21 protein-coding genes are annotated in these 17,792 nt (G+C 52.1%); 14 read left to right on the top strand and 7 right to left on the bottom strand.

Features of this window, described 5'->3' with window-relative positions; translation table 11 throughout:
- Positions 1 to 44 precede the first annotated feature (44 nt).
- From BOC67_RS12085 to BOC67_RS12070, 4 genes are all read left to right on the top strand, one after another.
- Positions 45 to 299: a hypothetical protein gene (locus BOC67_RS12085; protein WP_291910583.1), complete on the top strand. Its 255-nt coding sequence runs from the start codon at positions 45 to 47 to the stop codon at positions 297 to 299.
- A gap of 159 nt (positions 300 to 458) precedes the next feature.
- Positions 459 to 1,838, top strand: a complete 1,380-nt coding sequence (locus tag BOC67_RS12080) for a 3' terminal RNA ribose 2'-O-methyltransferase Hen1 (protein WP_291910582.1) — start codon at positions 459 to 461, stop codon at positions 1,836 to 1,838.
- Between the two features lie 14 nt (positions 1,839 to 1,852).
- A complete protein-coding gene (locus BOC67_RS12075; protein WP_291910581.1) occupies positions 1,853 to 4,456 on the top strand; it encodes a polynucleotide kinase-phosphatase in 2,604 nt (867 codons plus the stop codon).
- 77 nt (positions 4,457 to 4,533) lie between these two features.
- A complete protein-coding gene (locus BOC67_RS12070; protein ID WP_291910580.1) occupies positions 4,534 to 5,010 on the top strand; it encodes a DUF1572 domain-containing protein in 477 nt (158 codons plus the stop codon).
- A gap of 60 nt (positions 5,011 to 5,070) precedes the next feature.
- Here BOC67_RS12070 and BOC67_RS12065 read toward each other — a convergent pair whose 3' ends face one another.
- Positions 5,071 to 6,072 (bottom strand): glycoside hydrolase family 43 protein, encoded by a 1,002-nt coding sequence (locus BOC67_RS12065; protein WP_291910579.1) that lies wholly within the window; start codon positions 6,070 to 6,072, stop codon positions 5,071 to 5,073.
- 190 nt (positions 6,073 to 6,262) lie between these two features.
- Here BOC67_RS12065 and BOC67_RS12060 point away from each other — a divergent pair, with 190 nt between their 5' ends.
- From BOC67_RS12060 to BOC67_RS12025, 8 genes are all read left to right on the top strand, one after another.
- The gene (locus BOC67_RS12060; protein ID WP_291910578.1) at positions 6,263 to 6,589 is read left to right on the top strand and encodes a helix-turn-helix transcriptional regulator; all 327 of its coding nucleotides are present in this window, start codon (positions 6,263 to 6,265) and stop codon (positions 6,587 to 6,589) included.
- Positions 6,579 to 7,082 carry an SRPBCC domain-containing protein gene (locus BOC67_RS12055; protein ID WP_291910577.1) on the top strand — a complete coding sequence of 168 codons (504 nt, stop codon included), beginning with the start codon at positions 6,579 to 6,581 and terminating at the stop codon, positions 7,080 to 7,082. Before BOC67_RS12060 ends, BOC67_RS12055 begins: the two co-directional genes overlap by 11 nt.
- A gap of 64 nt (positions 7,083 to 7,146) precedes the next feature.
- The gene (locus BOC67_RS12050; RefSeq protein ID WP_291910576.1) at positions 7,147 to 7,527 is read left to right on the top strand and encodes a DoxX family membrane protein; all 381 of its coding nucleotides are present in this window, start codon (positions 7,147 to 7,149) and stop codon (positions 7,525 to 7,527) included.
- A gap of 117 nt (positions 7,528 to 7,644) precedes the next feature.
- Positions 7,645 to 8,085, top strand: coding sequence for an SRPBCC family protein (locus tag BOC67_RS12045; RefSeq protein ID WP_291910575.1), 441 nt, complete (start codon positions 7,645 to 7,647; stop codon positions 8,083 to 8,085).
- A 70-nt stretch (positions 8,086 to 8,155) separates the two neighbouring features.
- Entirely contained in the window at positions 8,156 to 8,881 is a 726-nt protein-coding gene (locus BOC67_RS12040; protein ID WP_291910574.1) for a hypothetical protein, read from the top strand.
- Positions 8,881 to 9,699, top strand: coding sequence for an SUMF1/EgtB/PvdO family nonheme iron enzyme (locus tag BOC67_RS12035; protein WP_291910573.1), 819 nt, complete (start codon positions 8,881 to 8,883; stop codon positions 9,697 to 9,699). Before BOC67_RS12040 ends, BOC67_RS12035 begins: the two co-directional genes overlap by 1 nt.
- Before the next feature lie 77 nt (positions 9,700 to 9,776).
- Positions 9,777 to 10,367, top strand: coding sequence for a hypothetical protein (locus BOC67_RS12030; protein WP_291910572.1), 591 nt, complete (start codon positions 9,777 to 9,779; stop codon positions 10,365 to 10,367).
- Between the two features lies 1 nt (position 10,368).
- Positions 10,369 to 11,244, top strand: coding sequence for a DUF72 domain-containing protein (locus BOC67_RS12025; RefSeq protein ID WP_291910571.1), 876 nt, complete (start codon positions 10,369 to 10,371; stop codon positions 11,242 to 11,244).
- Here the strand turns inward: BOC67_RS12025 and BOC67_RS12020 are convergent, their stop codons facing one another.
- On the bottom strand, positions 11,245 to 11,661 hold the full coding sequence (locus tag BOC67_RS12020; RefSeq protein WP_291910570.1) for a nuclear transport factor 2 family protein: 417 nt from the start codon (positions 11,659 to 11,661) through the stop codon (positions 11,245 to 11,247).
- 82 nt (positions 11,662 to 11,743) lie between these two features.
- On the opposite strand from BOC67_RS12020, the gene BOC67_RS12015 reads away from it, so the two are divergent.
- The gene (locus BOC67_RS12015) at positions 11,744 to 12,334 is read left to right on the top strand and encodes a Crp/Fnr family transcriptional regulator (protein ID WP_291910569.1); all 591 of its coding nucleotides are present in this window, start codon (positions 11,744 to 11,746) and stop codon (positions 12,332 to 12,334) included.
- A 69-nt stretch (positions 12,335 to 12,403) separates the two neighbouring features.
- Positions 12,404 to 12,787: a DUF4260 domain-containing protein gene (locus BOC67_RS12010; RefSeq protein ID WP_291910568.1), complete on the top strand. Its 384-nt coding sequence runs from the start codon at positions 12,404 to 12,406 to the stop codon at positions 12,785 to 12,787.
- Here BOC67_RS12010 and BOC67_RS12005 read toward each other — a convergent pair.
- From BOC67_RS12005 to BOC67_RS11985, 5 genes are all read right to left on the bottom strand, one after another.
- Positions 12,764 to 13,588, bottom strand: a complete 825-nt coding sequence (locus BOC67_RS12005; RefSeq protein ID WP_291910567.1) for a mechanosensitive ion channel family protein — start codon at positions 13,586 to 13,588, stop codon at positions 12,764 to 12,766. The genes BOC67_RS12010 and BOC67_RS12005 overlap by 24 nt on opposite strands.
- 56 nt (positions 13,589 to 13,644) lie before the next feature.
- Positions 13,645 to 14,379: a metallophosphoesterase gene (locus BOC67_RS12000; protein ID WP_291910566.1), complete on the bottom strand. Its 735-nt coding sequence runs from the start codon at positions 14,377 to 14,379 to the stop codon at positions 13,645 to 13,647.
- 2 nt (positions 14,380 to 14,381) lie between these two features.
- Positions 14,382 to 15,149 (bottom strand): nucleotidyltransferase, encoded by a 768-nt coding sequence (locus BOC67_RS11995; RefSeq protein ID WP_291910565.1) that lies wholly within the window; start codon positions 15,147 to 15,149, stop codon positions 14,382 to 14,384.
- A 127-nt stretch (positions 15,150 to 15,276) separates the two neighbouring features.
- Positions 15,277 to 16,581 (bottom strand): O-acetylhomoserine aminocarboxypropyltransferase/cysteine synthase family protein, encoded by a 1,305-nt coding sequence (locus BOC67_RS11990; protein WP_291910564.1) that lies wholly within the window; start codon positions 16,579 to 16,581, stop codon positions 15,277 to 15,279.
- A gap of 76 nt (positions 16,582 to 16,657) precedes the next feature.
- Complete coding sequence (locus tag BOC67_RS11985) at positions 16,658 to 17,782, bottom strand: alpha/beta hydrolase (RefSeq protein WP_291910563.1); 1,125 nt, start codon at positions 17,780 to 17,782, stop codon at positions 16,658 to 16,660.
- Between the last annotated feature and the right edge of the window lie 10 nt (positions 17,783 to 17,792).

Genomic DNA, 17,792 nt, shown 5'->3' with positions numbered 1-17,792 from the left:
GCCGAAGCTTATACGAAACCTGTAATCACGTAAAAATTATACTTATGAGCGCTTCCCCTCAACCGTACCGGCCTATTGACTGCAATTACTATGACCGCCTGGAAGCCTGGGCCACCTTGCATATTGACTGCAAGATTGATTATTATGATGACAACGGGCAGCCGCAGGAGCTGACGGCTGTTATTGAAGATTTGTATGTGTATGAAAAAGTGGAGTATATGCGGATGAGTACGGGGAATGTGATCAGGCTGGATAGGTTGATTGCGGTGAATGATATACCGGTGCCGGGGAGTTGTTAAATATCAAGTGTAAATGCACGCCGCTTGCGGGCTTGACTTGCAGGCGGCGGCAGGCTAAAATTATTCAGTTACAAAAAAATCCTGATTTGAAAAATATTTAATGTTATTTTGCGCCAAATTTTTAAAGTTAGGTGTTTCAAAGGAAACACGTGATGACAGATGTTATTGACAATTAAAACAACCCGTTACCCCGCGACCGACCTTGGCTACCTGTTGCACAAACACCCTGCAAAGGTGCAACAGTTTCCACTTTCAGCCGGCAAAGTCCACATTTTTTATCCTGAAGCTACCGATCACTCCTGCACCGCAGCGTTGTTACTGGACATTGACCCGGTGGCACTTGTCAGGAAAGGAGCAGACAGCAATGAATTTGCATTGGATCAGTATGTAAATGACCGGCCGTATGTGGCTTCGTCGTTTATGAGTGCCGCTATTGCGCAGGCATATTCCTCCGCCATGAATGGCAGATGCCGGGATAAGCCTTTGCTGGCTGAAGAAGCGCTGCCCCTGGAAATCAATATCAGCGTACTGCCTGTAAGAGGAGGGGAAGCGCTGCTGCGGGAATTGTTTGAGCCGCTTGGTTACGAAGTGCTGGCTACTGCGGTACCATTGGATCCCCAATTCCCGGAATGGGGTAACAGCCGTTATTTTACAGTGACGTTACGGCATACGCTGCGATTACAGCAGGCGCTTACGCACCTCTATATCCTGCTGCCCGTTTGTGATAATGATAAACATTATTACATAGGCGATCATGAAATTGAGAAACTGGCAGAGAAGGGGAAAGGATGGCTTGACACGCATCCTGCTTCGGAATTGATTACACGCCGTTATCTCCGTCATCTTGGGCCACTTACGCGCCAGGCGCTGGAGGTGGTATTAAAAGAGGAGATAGCGGAAACGCCAGCGGAAAAGCCGCTGAAAGATAAGCTGCGCCTGCATGACGTCCGTTTACAAACGGTGGTGGATATGCTGTTGGAGCTATCTGTAAAAACGGTGGCGGACTTAGGCTGTGGCGAAGGAAAGTTGTTACGGTTGTTGAAGGACCAGCCTTCTTTCACACGGATACTGGGGATGGACGTGAGCCTGCGTTCCCTTGAGATTGCGCAGTCGAAGCTGAAACTGGACAAGCTGCCAGCGTCGCAAAAGGACCGGATACAACTGATACAGGGAGCGCTGACCTACAGGGATCATCGCATTGCCGGGTTTGACGCGGCAGTGCTAGTGGAGGTAATAGAACACCTGGATGAGCAGCGGCTGCCGGCCCTTGAAAAAGCAGTGTTTGGCACTGCGCGCCCGAAGCATTTGATCATTACTACGGTGAACGCAGCCTATAACGTGCTGTTTGAAAAAATGCAGCCTGGCAGTTTCCGCCATGCGGATCACCGCTTTGAATGGACCCGTGCGCAGTTCCGGGAATGGGCGGAGGCGGTGGCGGAAAGGTGCGGTTATGCCGTATCCTTCCGGGACCTTGGCGAGCTGCATGAAACTTACGGAGGGCCCAGCCAGCTGGCGCTTTTCAACTTATTGACGAATTGATGAAGCAGTGGATTATGACACGAATACCCAAAGAAAAAGATACCCTTCATATACCGGAGCTATCGCTCGTATTGCTAATCGGCGCATCCGGTTCCGGTAAATCAACCTTTGCCCGAAGAATATTCAAACCTACTGAAATAATTTCCTCTGACGTGTGCAGGGGATTGATTGCAGATGATGAAAATAACCAGTCCGTTACGAAAGAAGCGTTTGAGCTGGCGAGGTTTATTGCCGCCAAACGCCTGAAACGTGGCATGCTCACGGTGATAGACGCGACCAACGTACAACCGGATGCGCGTAAGGACTGGATTGCCCTGGCCCGGGAATACCATGTATTGCCGGTTGCTATTGTGCTGAATACCCCAGAAAGTATTTGCCAGGCAAGGAATAAAACAAGAACTGACCGTGCGTTGGGACAGCATGTGATCCCGCAGCAGATTGGGCTGCTCAGGCGCAGTTTGCGCCACCTGCGAAAAGAGGGATTTCGACAGGTGGTGGAGCTATCTTCTGTTGAAGAGATGGATCGCATCAGCTTTATCCATCGGGAAAAACTCTATTCCGATTTCAAACATGACCATGGTCCGTTTGATATTATAGGGGACGTACACGGCTGTTATACGGAGCTTTGCCTGCTGCTGGAAAAGCTGGGTTACAGGGTGGACAGGGAGCAGGCCCGCCTGTTGGATGCACCGCTGGTAACCAACGGTGACGGCTATACGGTAAAACGTAAGCCGGTGTTCCTGGGCGACCTGGTAGACCGCGGCCCTGACTCGCCGCAGGTGCTGCGCCTGGCGATGGATATCGTAAAAAACGGCCATGGCTATTGTGTGCCGGGGAACCATGATGTGAAGTTGAAGCGTTACCTGGAAGGTAAGGATGTGAAATTGCGCCACGGGCTCGAAAAAACGGTGGAACAATTAAAGGATGCTGATCCGGCATTCCTCACAGATGTCAGCCTGTTTATTGATGGGTTGGTAAGCCATTATGTGTTGGACGACGGAAAGCTGGTGGTGGCTCATGCCGGGCTGCGTGAAGAGATGCATGGCCGCGGCTCCGGCCAGGTGAGAGAATTCTGCCTGTTTGGGGAAACCACCGGGGAAATCGACGAGTTCGGGCTGCCGGTACGTTATAACTGGGCGTTGGAATATAGTGGCAGGGCGATGGTTGTATATGGCCATACTCCTGTGCCTGCCGCACAATGGTTGAATAACACGATCGACATAGATACCGGGTGTGTATTTGGCGGAGCGCTTACCGCACTGCGCTATCCGGAGCGGGAGCTGGTGGAGGTGCCTGCGCTGGAGCAATATGCTTTGCCGGCCAGGCCTGTAGGATACAATGCCGGCAGTCCTTTGTCGCTGCAACAGCAGTTTGACGACATGCTGGACATCAAGGACCTGCTGGGCAAACAAATCCTTCAGCCCCGTTATGGACACAGCGTAACCATCCGGGAGGAAAATGCCGTAGTGGCATTGGAGGCGATGAGTCGCTTCGGCGTGAATCCGAAATGGATGATCTATTTACCGCCTACCATGTCGCCGGCTGAAACCAGTACGTTGGGCGATTACCTGGAGCATCCAGCGGAAGGCTTTGCCTGGTACCGTAATGCGGGGATCAGGCAGGTAGTATGCGAAGAGAAGCATATGGGTTCCCGTGCGGTAGTGATCATATGCAGGGATGAGGAGGTTGTACAGCGGAGATTCGGCATCAGCGGAGAGGGTAACGGTATCGTATATACGCGAACAGGACGGCCCTTCTTTAACGATAAAAAGCTGGAGCAGGAATTTATCGGCAGGATAAATGCTGCGCTGATCCAAACGGGCTTCTATGATAAATTTGAGACGGACTGGGTATGCCTGGATGCGGAGTTAATGCCATGGAGCGCTAAAGCGCAGGCATTGCTGAGCAACCAGTATGCTTCCACGGGAGCGGCCGCCACGACCGCATTATCCGCTGTGGTGGAGGCGTTGCAACAGGCGGCAGGCAATGGGGCTCCTGCAGCGGAGCTGCTTAAGGACTACGCCACCAGGCAGGTGCAGGCTGAAAAGTTTGTACAGGCTTACCGGGAATACTGCTGGCCGGTAAAGGATGTGAATGATTATAAGCTGGCGCCATTTCATATACTGGCTACGGAAGGGAAAACCTGGTTCGATCAGTCGCACGAATGGCATATGCAGGCCATCCGCGATATCTGTACGGGGGATACGCAGCTGCTGCTGCCAACGCCTTACCGGGTGGTCGACCTGGCGGACCCGGCCCAGGAAGCGGCCGCCATTCAATGGTGGGAAACGCTTACTGCCGGCGGAGGAGAAGGCATGGTCATTAAGCCTTACCAGTTTTTGGAGGTCGGCAATAATGGGATTATTCAACCGGCGATAAAGATCAGGGGCAGTGAATACCTCCGCATTATTTATGGTCCGGAATACGACAGCCCGGATAACCTTGCCCGGCTGCGTAAGCGTGGACTTGGGCACAAGCGTGCGCTGGCGCTAAGAGAGTTTTCTTTGGGCCTGGAAGCGCTGCATCTTTTCGTAGAGGGGGCGCCGTTACAACAGGTACACCGGCAGGTGTTTGGCCTGCTGGCGTTGGAGTCGGAGCCTGTGGACCCCAGGTTGTAATATTATTTTTTAGGGGAGAATTTAATGCCAGCGGGCATTGAATTCTCCTTAAATTTATACAGGCAAACCTTAATCATATGTCCATCATCCATCAAATCGCCAAACACAACCGGGACGTATATTTCGGGGGTAACTGGACGACGGTAAACTTCCGGGACACCCTGGCGGATGTCACCTGGCAGGAGGCTACGACTAAAGTGTACGACCTCAACACGATTGCTGCACTGGTATATCACATGACCTATTACATGGAGCCTATCCGCAAGGTATTGCAGGGCGGGCCATTGGTGGCAAGTGATAAAGCAAGCTGGGAAACGCCGGCCATACAATCTGAGGCGGAGTGGAAAGCTTTGCTGGAAAAGGTGTTACATGAGGCGGAGCAATTACATGCCGCTATTGGCCGGTTGGAAGCGGGCGTGCTGGAAGCGCACTTTGGCGAGGAGAAGTATGGTAATTATTTCAGGAATTTGGTAGGCCTGTCGGAACATACGCATTATCATCTGGGGCAGATCGTGATCATCAAGAAAGTGATACGGGCCCGGCATTCCGCATAAATAAAATGCCCCGCAAATGCAGGGGCATATAGCTTCTGTTAAATTGGAATAGTCACTGAGTTATAACGTTTGCGCCTGCACGCCTTTTGTAGTGATTGTTACCGGTTTGATCAACCCCTCTTTATCAAAAAATAATTCTTCTATACAGGTTTCCCTTGAATTGGCGGCCTTCTCCGTCAGCGGGCGGCGATGGTACACGATGTACCATTTGTTCGCTTTCGTGTTGTGGATGATGGAATGATGGCCGGCGCCGTTGGCGATGGCGGGATCCTGCTGCAGGATTTTGCCGATGCGTTTGAACGGGCCGGTCGGACTGTCGGCAATGGCATAGGCCACGCTGTAGTCGGGGCCGGTCCAGCCGCCTTCGGACCACATGAAATAATACTTGCCGTTATTCAGGAACATGCAGGGGCCTTCCACGTATTTATCCGGTGTAATTTCCCTGAAGGTATTGCCATCTTCAAAAGGGATAAAGCCGGTGAAATCATTTTTCAGTTTGGCGATGTTGCAGTGTTTCCAGCCGCCGTAAATGAGGTAGTACTGGCCGTCCTTGTCTTTGAATACGTATTGATCGATCGGTTGCGCGCCGTTGTGGAACTTGTCTACCAGCGGGTGGCCGAGGTAATCTTTAAACGGGCCGGCGGGGTTGTTGGCTACGGCTACGCCTATACCGCCTTTGGCGGAATCGCTTTGAATATCGTTTGCGCCGAAGAAGAGGAAATACCGTTTGTCCTTTTCCACGATGGCCGGCGCCCAGAGGGCGTATTTGGCCCATTTGACGGCGCTGGTGTCGAGGATGCGTTCGTGTTTGGTCCAGCGGGTGAGGTTGGGAGAGGAGAAGGCGTCAAAGAATACCTGCTTTGCGTAGGCGGCGGAGTAGGTAGGGTAGATGCAGTAGGATTTACCGAAGATGACGGCTTCCGGGTCGGCATACCAGCCGGGGAAGAGCGGGTTGCCGGAGTAGGCTGGCTGTACGGCGGACTTTCCGGGCCCTTGTTTCTGCTGGGCTGTTCCGGCTACGTTTATCGCTGCCAGGATGAGTAACAAAAGCGATTTTTTCATAAGGCTGATTGAGAATGTGAGTTTGCTAAATCGATTGTGCAAAGATATAAACGGATTCGGTTTTCTTTTCCCCCCAAAAAAAATATTTGGCGCAACCGATCGGTTGCTTATATTTGCAACTGAACGGTTGCTTAAATGGTTTAAGGAGTGATTTCATTTACAAGCCATCGTTCGCTTAATTTTTCACCACATGAGAAGAGATGTTTTTCAGGCAATAGCTGACCCTACCCGCCGCGCCATCATCCTGCTGATAGCGGCCCAGGCCATGACGCCAAATGCCATTGCAGCGCATTTCGACATCACCCGGCAGGCGGTATCCAAGCACCTGCAGATCCTGGCGGAATGCGAGCTGGTAACGCAGGCCCAATCAGGCAGGGAGGTCATTTATGAACTTAATGGCGCGAAAATGGGAGAGGTGGACAAATGGCTGGAACAGTTCCGCAAGATCTGGGAAGACCGTTTTACCGAATTGGACAAAGTTCTGTTAACTATAAAAAAGCAAAGAAATGAGAAGTAACCTCACATTCGACTTCACCGTCGATAAAGCAAACAAATCGATCCTCATCAAGCGGGAATTCGATGCGCCGGTATCCATGGTATGGGACGCCTATACGAAAAGCGAATACCTGGACCAGTGGTGGGCGCCGCGCCCCTGGAAGGCCCGCACCAAGCATATGGACTTCCGCCCGGGCGGCGAGTGGCGCTACGCCATGGTAGGCCCTGAAGGGGAAGAACACTGGGCTATTGCCCGGTACAGGTCGGTAACGCCGCAACAGGGCTTTGACGTGCAGGACGCCTTTACTGACGCGGAAGGTACCATCAACACCAACATGCCACAGGCTAACTGGAAAGTAACGTTTCAGCCCCAGGGGGAAAGGACGATCGTGGAATTTGTGATCACCTACGAAAAGCTGGAAGACCTGGAAGCTACCATCCAGATGGGCTTCAAAGAAGGATTGTCTATGGCCATGGAACAGCTGGACGAAAAATTTGCCGCAGGAAAAAAATAAGATGTTTACATTTATGCAGTCGATCGTCGACTGCATAAATGTCTTCAACCTACAATTAACGTCTATGAAAAACAAAATCCTGTTCGTTGTCAGCCTTCTTTTCGGACTGATGTACATCAACGCGGGTCTGAACAAATTCTTCAACTACATGCCGGCGCCAAAGGATATGCCGCCGGAACTCATGAAACTGATGACTGCCTTCATGCAGGTGGAATGGCTGATGCCGCTCGTGGGCGCTATTGAGATCATCGGTGGAATACTCTTTATCCCCGCCAGAACAAGGGCCCTGGGCGCTATTGTCATCCTGCCGGTTATGGTAGGCGTATTGCTCACCAATATTTTCAACGCGCCATCCGGCCTGCCTATTGCCGGCGTGATGATGCTGATCAACATCTGGGTGATCATCGAGAACAGACATAAGTATCAGCTGATGCTGACCAAATAAGTCATTGGTAAAGCGACTTTGCACAACATCCGGGGGCTGCGCGCTTCCGGATGTTTGCGTTTAATGAACTCCCTGCCATCCCGGTTGTTATCTAAGTATAAACTTAAACAGCCGCTTATGGAAAGAATGCACTACACCGTACACATCAATGCCACGCCGCATATTGTTTGGGACGTACTCTGGGACGAAGATTCCTACCCTTTGTGGACGGCCCCTTTCAGCGAAGGTTCCCGCGCGGAAACGGACTGGAAAAAAGGTAGCAGGGTGCTGTTCCTCAACAAGAACAATGAAGGCATGGTAGCGGAAATCGTAGACAACGTACCGGAAAAATTCATGTCGATCCGCCACCTGGGGATGATATTCAACGGCAAGGAAGAGCTGCCGGATGATAAGTCCAAAGAATGGATCGGGGCGATGGAGAACTATGAGCTGAAGGAAGAAGATGGCGGCACCCGGCTGAATGTCAGCATGGACATTGCTGCCGAATACAAGGACTTCTTTGAAAAAGTATGGCCCCAGGCACTTGGCGTTATTAAGTCGCTCTCGGAAGAAGTGTAGGCAGGTTAGGGGAAAACATCCGCGTCTTCCCCTAAATCCTTATTTTTACGGTTCACCATACCATTTCTACATGAAATTTTTATTTTTAGGATTATTGTCGCTGTTGCCCTTTCGTACGCTGTTAGCCCAGGAATACCCTATGCCGAGCAAAGAAAGCATGGCGTATCATGAAGCCCGGTTCCGGAAATCCATACCGCCTTACGGCCTTGCCAAAGTGAAGGAAATGATCGCAAAGATCCAACCGGACGCTGATGAGGCGGAGGCGCTCAGCTCCCGGGATTACCTCTCGCTTTCCCTCCGGGAAAAATTCACCTATCATATGATCCATCCGGAAACTTATGCGCAGAACTGCGATGCGGTACCGCCGGTGATGGATGAAAATAAAAAGATATTCTCCCGTATTCCCAGCTCCTTCGGGGATTTCATCTGGAGCAAGCGCCAGGCGGACTTCCTCGTGGAAAACAAGGACAGTGTTTGCGCGCTGATCAAAGAGTCTGCGCTGCGCAGCAAGCGGATAGGGTGCAATTACAAAGAGGCCATCCTGGAGATGAACGCTGTGGAAATGATCCCTTTCCTCGTCGACTTTTACAACAGGGACAAAAAGGACCTGGACCTCCTTACCGTGTTCCTGCAGCTGATGGAACAGAACAAGTACGAGCCTTTTATGAAATCTGCCTCCTGGAAAAAGCTTTACAGCGAAAACGCCAGCTATGAGGCTTACCTGGATTATAACAGCGCCAATGAAGCGCTGATACTGCAACGCGTTACTGATTTCTACAAAAACTATAAGCGATAATGAAGTACCTGCTGGGAATGGCAATGCTCCTGATAGTGGCTACGGTGGCCGCGCAGGATAGCTTGCGCTTCATTGCCGTTCCTGCCGGCAGCTACGTGGTGGGCGCGAAAAACTTTCCGCTGAATCCGAAACGTACCGTGCCGCTGGCAGCATTTCGTATAGCCGTCACCGAGGTGACGAACGCGCAATTTGCCGCCTTCGTACAGGCGACGGGGTATGTTACCGATGCGCAGCGCCGGCACAACGCCATGGTGTTTGAGCCCGGGCTGAAAGAGTTCCGCTGGCTGGAAGACAGCACGGCGTACTGGGAATATCCCAATGGTGTTAGTCGCGGTGATATCAGCGCCAAAATGGATCACCCGGTAACCTGCATCAGCTTTGCGGATGCGCAGGCATATTGCAATTGGAGCGGCTGCCGGCTGCCCACGCTCGATGAGTGGGAAGTGGCTGCCAGAGCGGGTTCTGATACACGTTATTTCTGGGGCGGGGACAGGGATGCGATTACTGCCTATGCGAACGTATGGCTGGGGCATGATCACCTCAGCGCAGATACTGCCGACGGATATATGTACACTGCTCCTGTGGCCCATTTCAAACCTAACCCATGGGGGCTATACGACGTGTACGGTAATGTGTTTGAATTTTGCGAAGGCCGCACCGCGCTGGACAAACCGAACAGCACGCAGGCGCACGCCCGTGGCGGTTCCTGGTGGTGCAGTAAAAACTCCTGCAGTTTTTTTAACTCGGTGGATATCGGGAATATTCACCGGCATGCATCTTTCAGTAACCTGGGGTTTAGGGTGGTGAAAGCGAACTGACGGCATTGTATTATTGTGGAGAAGTCAGCCGTTGATTTTTTACGATAAAAACTTATTATTGCAGCTTACGCATGCATATGAACGAGATTACGCGATTCAAGGAAGCAACTTACAAGATGCTGGAGGCGGGCATTCGCAGCATCCCGGACAATGAAGTACCAGATATTTACGCACTGTCGTGCTGGTATCTTGCCCAGGATGATGAAGCACGTTATCCGATGGTGATCTTAAGTTACAACACCAACAGTCATTATCAGTCCCAGATCCCGGCCGCATCCAGCGAAGCGGAAGCGAAATGGAACTATGCCTTCTGGCTGCAGAACGATATTGTAGCCGTAGGCGGGGAAGATGACGACCACCTCGCCGCCTGGTTTGCCGCCTCTCCGTATTACTATTCGGAGGAGCAGAACCTCGATGCGGAAGAGGATGATGCATTGTTTGAACAGCTGCTGGAAAAAGCCAACGCCTTCAACGATGCCTTCATTGAGATTATCATCGAATGCGTAAGCCGGTTGTTTAGTGATGGCGTGATCTCAGAGAAATTCGGAAAGCATATTCCGGTGCTGATCCACGAACTGGAATATTATGATAAACCGCTGGAATGGACTACCAGGGCTAATCCTCCGGGAGTGGCGGAGGAGTTCATCCGGTCTTTCGCAAAATTGTAATATGGACTTTGGCGCTAACTGGGCGAAATATGAACAACTAAACCTGGAGATACCTGCGGACCATCCCATTACGGGGAAAGTGTTGAAAACCGGTTCCGGCGAAGGCAAACTGCGCTTCGGCTCTTCCGGGTGGACGCGCAAGGAATATAACGGCACCCTTTACCCGAAAGGCACCGGGGCGAACAACCTGCTGACAGAGTATAGCCGGCTCTTCGACTGCGTGGAGCTGAATGCTACGCACTACAAGATCTACAGCGCGGAAGAGATTGGCCGGTGGATGGAAAAGGTGAAGAACAAGGAATTCATGTTCTGTCCAAAATTTCCCCAGGCGATCAGCCACCACAGCTCCCTGCTCAATGCGGCTGATGAAACCAGGGCTTTCCTGGATGGGATCCGCGCTTTCGGCAACCAGCTGGGGCCAGCCTTCCTGCAGTTAAGCGAATCTTTTTCTCCTGCCCGCAAACTGAATCTCTATAAATACCTGGAATCCCTGCCGGAGGATATCGACTTCTTCGTGGAGGTACGGCACCCGGATTGGTTCCGGCAGCAGTATGAACTCAACGAGTTGCTGAACACCCTGCGGGAGCTGAGTATGGGCGCGGTGATAACGGATACGCCGGGCCGGCGGGACTGCCTGCATATGGCGCTGACGGTTCCCAAACTCTTCCTTCGCTTTGTGACCAAAGGGGGGCATCCGCTGGATATGCAGCGGCTCCTCAACTGGAAGGATAAGCTGGACGAGTGGACGGCGCAGGGACTGGAAGAAATCTATTTCTTCCTCCACGTACACGAAGGCGAGCATGAGGCAGCCTTCTACCGCGAGGTGCAGCATGTATTTGGCGCCGCCAAAGGAGATGTACAGCTGTCGCTTTTTTAGTTATTGGGGAGATGTTACACTTTCTTCGGGCACACAATCGTCCTTGCGACGGGTATCAATGAGAAATTGTATTTTCCACGTGTCGCCATCCCGCACCAATTGAAATGAGTTGACGCCACAATGGCTGAACTGCCCTTTGAAATAAAAACGATAAGGGGTCCAAACGCTGGCCAGCGGGCCATCTATATGTATATGGGAGAAGGTAATGCGCTCGTCTGCCGCACCTGCCGGGATTTTGGAAATACTACCGGCAAAGGCGCTGACGGATTCCGTACGTACGCTGTTTTGCTTTGTGATGGTCTGGAGTACGGCAGTGGGAGTAAAGCAGGAGAGCAGCAGGGCGCTATCGCCGGTACGCATGGCTACAAAGAGCTTGTTTACCCCGGCTTTCACGGCATCCTCCGGGGATTGGGCCATCGCAAATGAATAACTAAGGGCAAGGCAAAGGAGTAATAAGGGGCGCTTCATTTTTTGATCCTAAAATAAGCTTTTTCTATTTTTGACACTTACCACTCATGGAACAATGACGGACCTGGCCGATTATTTAAAATCTTATTTCAGCATGGAGGATAGCGAGATTGAGATCATCCGTGAAAGCTTCCTGCCGCAGACCTTACGGAAAAATGAATATTTCCTGAAAGCGGGGCAGGTATGCCATACCATGAGTTTCCAGCGCTCAGGGCTGGTGAGGTTTTACATAGATACGCCGGAAAAGGAGGTGACGCAATGGATCTCTACGCCGGGGTATTTCATTACGGACCTGGGCGGCCTCGTGTTCGACAAGCCCGCCCGTTACCACGTACAGGCGCTGGAAGACTGCGAGCTGTTTTCCATTGATAAAAAGGCTTATGACCGGCTGGGGGAGCTGCTGCCCCGCTGGCCGCAGCTGGAAAGGAGATTTATTGCCCGTTGCTTTACGTATATGGAAGACCGTGTGTTCGGCCTGTTGTCTATGACGGCGGAGCAGCGCTACAAATGGCTGTTTGACCAGCATCCGGCCATTTTCAACCAGGTGCCCCTGCAATACCTCGCTTCCATGATGGGCATGACCCCTGAAACCCTGAGCCGCATCCGGAAGAAACAACTATAGGAGTTCTTGATTTATATCAAGAAAGGGCGTGGCCCTGCTGCCTACTTTTACATCATCAAACAAAACGATATGAAAAAGTTATTACAGGCAGAAGAAATCGCACTCACCGCAGTATCCATTTATTTACTGTCTAAATTCAACCTGGGCTTGTCCGTTTGGGTATGGATTCCTTTATTCCTTGCGCCTGATTTAAGTATGCTGGGTTACCTGGTTAATACCCGGGTGGGAGCCTGGTGTTATAATATATTCCATCATCGCGGGGTAGCCGTGGCCGTTGCTGGCGCGGGATACCTGGCAGGTGTTCCCGTATTGTTAACGGCAGGGTTACTGCTGCTGGCGCACAGCTCTTTTGACCGCATGCTGGGGTATGGCCTTAAGTACAACGACGATTTTCAGCATACGCATCTGGGAAAGATCGGGAAGGCCGCCTTACATGAGGCTCGCGCCCTTTAGCGCCCCTGTAACCTGCACGATCAGGTCGTGCGTGACCCGTTCATAGACTTCCGGTTTGGCACTGTCTACCCAGCAGGATAAGCGCACCTGCGCTTTATTGTTCACCCCATCGATGCCGGTAAACCAGACGGTTTTAGGACGGTCCGGCTGGACGTCTTTCATTTTAAGCACGATATCCGTCATGAGCTTTTCCGCCCCGGCGAGGCCCGCACTAAGCGGTATCATGAAATTGAGGACGATGCGGCGTAACGGGGTCAGGGAATGATTGATGATAGGTTTTTGAAAAATGTCCTTGTTGGGGATGATGACCCGCAGCCCGTCATCGGTTACCATAGTGGTAGAGCGCAATTCAATTTCCTCCACCGTACCTGTAAAGCCATTAGTTTCTATCACGTGGCCCACTTCGAATGGTTTTTTAAAGGTGATGAAAATGCCGCTGATGAAATTGGCGGTCAGGTCCTGGAAGGCGAAGCCAAGGGCCAGGCCGATGATACCGGCGCCCGCCAGCAGGGAGGTAACCGCTTTGTCCAGCTGCAGCACGTTCAGCGCAATAAACAATCCCATCAACAGGAAGATCAGGTACATGATGCTGGCTACCAGGTTGGAGATAGCCGGCGCTTCGGACAAGCGGGTGGAGAAGCGGAAGGTAAGCTTCCGGACGAACTTCGCGAGGAAGTAGAAAATGATGAAAACGATAATGGCTACTGCCATATTCGGCAGCATTTTGATAAACGCTACCAGCCAGTTGTGTAGTTTGTTGTAAATAAGGGTACCGTAAGCGGTGGCCTGGTTTGTATCCATAAGAGATCATTAAGTATAGAATTAATTGCCCAATCACTGCATTATTATCTACAGTTTCAGATATTGAGCAGGTGGTAACCGGAGATATTGCCCGTGGTTTTCAATACATGCCGCGCCACATTATATACTTTCACTTTGCCGAGGTTGCCTTCGAACGCTCCCATATGCGCATGCCCGTGGATGACTGCGGCCACTTTGCGGCGCATGATCGGCTCCGCCAGCCGGGAGCAGCCCAGGAAGGGATAGATTTGCTCCGGTTCGCCCTTTACGGTGTCAATAGAGGGGGAGTAATGCATCAGGGCGATCTTCGGGATGTCCGGATGCTCCTGGTCCAGCCGGGCCAGCGCCCGGTCCAGCAACAGGGCTTCGTTTACGCCTGTTTGCACAAAGGCTTTCATTTCCCCTTCCCCGAACATGGAGAGCATATGGCCGTTAAAGCCGCCTCCAAAGCCTTTGATGCCGGCAAATCCTACTTTGCGGATGATAGTGCATTCCCCGTCCAGGATATGGATATCGTTATGTTCCTGAATGATCTGGCGGATGAGTTTTTGCCGGCCTTTTTCGTAGTCGTGGTTGCCCAGCACCGCTACCACGGGGATGGTGCAGGCTTTCAGCTCTGCGGCGAGGATTTCCGCTTCGGATTCATCGCCGGTATCGGTAAGGTCGCCCGCGAGCAGCAATACATCTGCTCCGGCGGATACCTGTTTAAAAAAGTCCGTCCATTTTCCCTTATCTGCTGAAGTAACGTGTAAATCGCCTGCTGCGGCAATTCTTATCTTTTCCTGCGCCATACTCAAACGGTTTTGATGGTGGTACACTTATAATGCCATTCCAGGATGTCTACTGCGTATTGGGTTTGGTCAATAATGGGTCCCCTGCATACTTTTTCGGTGGGCGGGGGGAGATGGTATTGCATCGCGGCCCGTTCCATCAGTTCATCGAACAGCCAACGGGGAATAATCCGGTGATAGTCCGAAGGGTAAACAAACTGAAACGTTAATAGTTGCGCCAGCAGTAAATGCCAGTGCTGATCCATCCGGAAGAGGATGCGTTTCCAGTCCAGCGGCTCATACCGCATCATGACGTGGTTAACGTCCGCGCCGTCGAAGCGTTCCCGGTTCTGTACGTACAGCTTGCACCAGATCAGTTCCTCCGGGGCAATGAGTTTTACGGGCACATCGGCGAAGACGGCCGGCACGGCATGCTGGTACCAGGTATCGTCCACCCGGCAGATGTTGTTGACCGTATCGAAAATGATGTCGATGAAATGATCGCCCTTAAAGACTTTCGCGAGCCAGCGCACATCCGTGAGCTCCACGGTATAGCCTTCCTGCCGGGAGAAGTATTCCAGTATCCTGGGGTATTCGGTGGACTTGCAGAAGATGTCGAGGTCCTTGGTGTCGCGGTAAATGCCGGTATAATGAAACATGGCAAACGCGCCACCCAGCATGAACGACGCGCCGCTTTCCTGCAGGTGCGTCAAGGCTTCCTTGTAGAAGCTATGGGCAGGACTCTGGTGTACTGCCTCATCAAAAACCATGTGTCCGTTTACATTTGCCATATACTTTAATTCTAAAGAAGCAGAACCAAAGTGCATGCCGTTGTTGACACAGTGTTGTTTGCGTAAAATAAAATGCCCGGACAGGAGACCGTATGAACCTGTCCGGGCAAGGAGAAGCGCAGTGGATTTATCCCACCTGGGCAAAGGCCTGCGCTATATCCTGTTTGATATCTTCAATATGTTCTATCCCCAGGGAAATGCGCAACAGGCCTGGTTCTACGCCGGCTTTGCGTTGTTCTTCCTCGCTGAGCTGCTGGTGCGTGGTAGTGGCGGGGTGGATGATGAGCGTTTTTGCATCGCCCACGTTGGCGAGGTGGTAGATTAACTGTAACGATTGTACGAATTTATCCGCCGCTTCGCGGCCGCCTTTTATTTTAAAGCTCAGCACTCCGCCGAAGCCGTTACGGAGGTATTTTTTACCCAGTTCGTGATATTTATTGCCAGGTAAGCCGGGGTAGTTCACGGAGGTAACCAGCGGTTGCTTTTCCAGCCATTCTGCCAGCGCCTGGGCGTTATCCACGGTGCGCTGTACGCGGAGGGACAAGGTTTCAAGGCCCTGGATGAAGAGGAAGGCGTTTTGCGGGGCCAGGGCCGGGCCCCAGCTGCGCAGGCCTGCCACCCTTGCCCGGATGATATAGGCGATATTGCCAAACGGGCTATGGGAGCCGAAAACTTCCCAGAATTTCATACCGTGGTAGGCATCATCCGGTTCGCTGAACTGTTTGAATTTGCCGTTGCCCCAGTTGTAATTACCGCCGTCTACAATTACGCCGCCGATGCTGGTGCCATGGCCGCCGATCCATTTGGTGGCTGCCTGCACGACAACGTTGGCGCCATATTCAATAGGGCGGGCCAGGTAGCCGGCCGCCCCGAAGGTATTGTCCACGATCAGCGGCAAATCATGCCTGCGCGCGATGGCGCTGATCTTTTCGAAGTCGGGGATGGCAAAGCCCGGGTTGCCGATGGTTTCCACATAAATGGCTTTTGTATTTTCATCTATCAGCGCTTCAAAGCTCTCGGGTTTATCCAGGTCGGCAAACCTCGCGTCAACGCCTATACGCTTAAAGCTCACTTTAAACTGGTTATAGGTACCGCCATATAAATAGGAAGAGGTCACGAAGTTATCGCCAGGGAGGAGGATGTTGTGCAGGGCAATGAACTGGGCCGCCTGACCGGAGGCCACTGCCAGCGCGCCTACGCCGCCTTCCAGCGCCGCCACGCGTTTCTCAAATACATCGGTGGTGGGGTTCATGATGCGGGTGTAGATGTTGCCAAACTGTTTCAGCTGAAACAGGTCTGCCGCATGTTCCGCACTGTCGAACGTATAAGAAGTAGTTTGGTAAATGGGCACTGCGGCCGAATGGGTGGTGGGGTCCGGTTGGTAGCCTGCATGCACCTGCAGGGTGTCGAAATGTAATTGGTGTTTGGACATACGCGGGTTTTTATAAAGCGTTACAAATAGTCTACAAAATAAGTAGACTATTTGTAACAACAAAATATATCCGCAATTATTTTAAGGCGAGCGGCCGTACATATTCCACGAGGGAGAGGAGGAATTTCCCGGGTTCTTCGATTGGAATTAAATGGCTGGAGTGTTCGAACCAGATGCCTTTTTTCATTGGCGCGCTCACCGTGCGAATCCATCTGTTGGCGGGTTCGGCTGGCGTCGTGTAATCATGTCTTCCCATAAACATAAAAACAGGAATGGGGAAGGACTTGACTGGATTAAAATCAGTAGCCAGGAACTCGGACATTACCCGGTCCAGTGTAAAAAGGCTGCCGGAGTCGATTGCCGGCACATCTTCCGGCGCGTATTCCGGCGAGAGGTATGGCGCGCTGTAGAAGTAGGTGGGCTCCGCACGGTAGGCAGCGAGGCCGCCGTAGTACTGTGGCCATTTGCGGGCAATAATGATCCGCTCCCGCGTTACGGGTTTATTGCCGGGATAGGGCGCGATGGTCGCCATTTCTTTTAGGGCCGTATCGTTTTTCAGCCGGGTGGCCTCTTTCATGCCAAATTCAAAACTCAGCTTTTCATTTTCCATCACGTTAATGGCCTGGCCAATGCCTACGTAGGCGTAGAAGAGGTCCGGCCGTTGCAGGGCTGCCCGCATGCCTATAATAGTGCCCCAGCTGTGGCCTGCCAGTATCACTTTTTTGTGGTTATATTTTTTGGAGAGATACTGTGCCAGCTCCACGGCGTCGTTCACGTAATTTTGGATAGTCAGCGTAGGCCCCAGGCCGGTGGTATCATTGAGCCGGTAGGTTTTCCCGGAAGCGCGCTGGTCGTACTGCACGACGGTAAAATATTCTTCCAGGGGCCGTTGAAAAATCCAGCTCACAGGCGCCAGGGGAGAGGCCGGGCCTCCGTGGATAAAGAGGATAATGGGATTGCGGCGGTCCTGCCCGCGCACGGTCACCCACTGTTTCAGGCCACCGATGGGCGCTTCAAAGGATTCCTGGATGCCATCCGGGCTCAGGATGGCACTAAGGTCTTTCATCACCTTCCTGCCGGAAGCATAGCGCACGGAGGCCGGCAGCTGCTGGGCAGTGGCGGTGGTTTGAAAAACGAAAAGGGAAAGCAGCAAAAGGGCCAGCAGGCTGGCTTGTTGTGGTTTGATTTTGGTTGTCGGCATAAACTGGAAA

The organism is Chitinophaga sp. CB10, assembly GCA_001870995.2.
Taxonomy (GTDB): domain Bacteria; phylum Bacteroidota; class Bacteroidia; order Chitinophagales; family Chitinophagaceae; genus Chitinophaga.
Note: the sequence above shows the minus strand (reverse complement) of the source record. Positions and strands in the feature narration are given on the sequence as shown.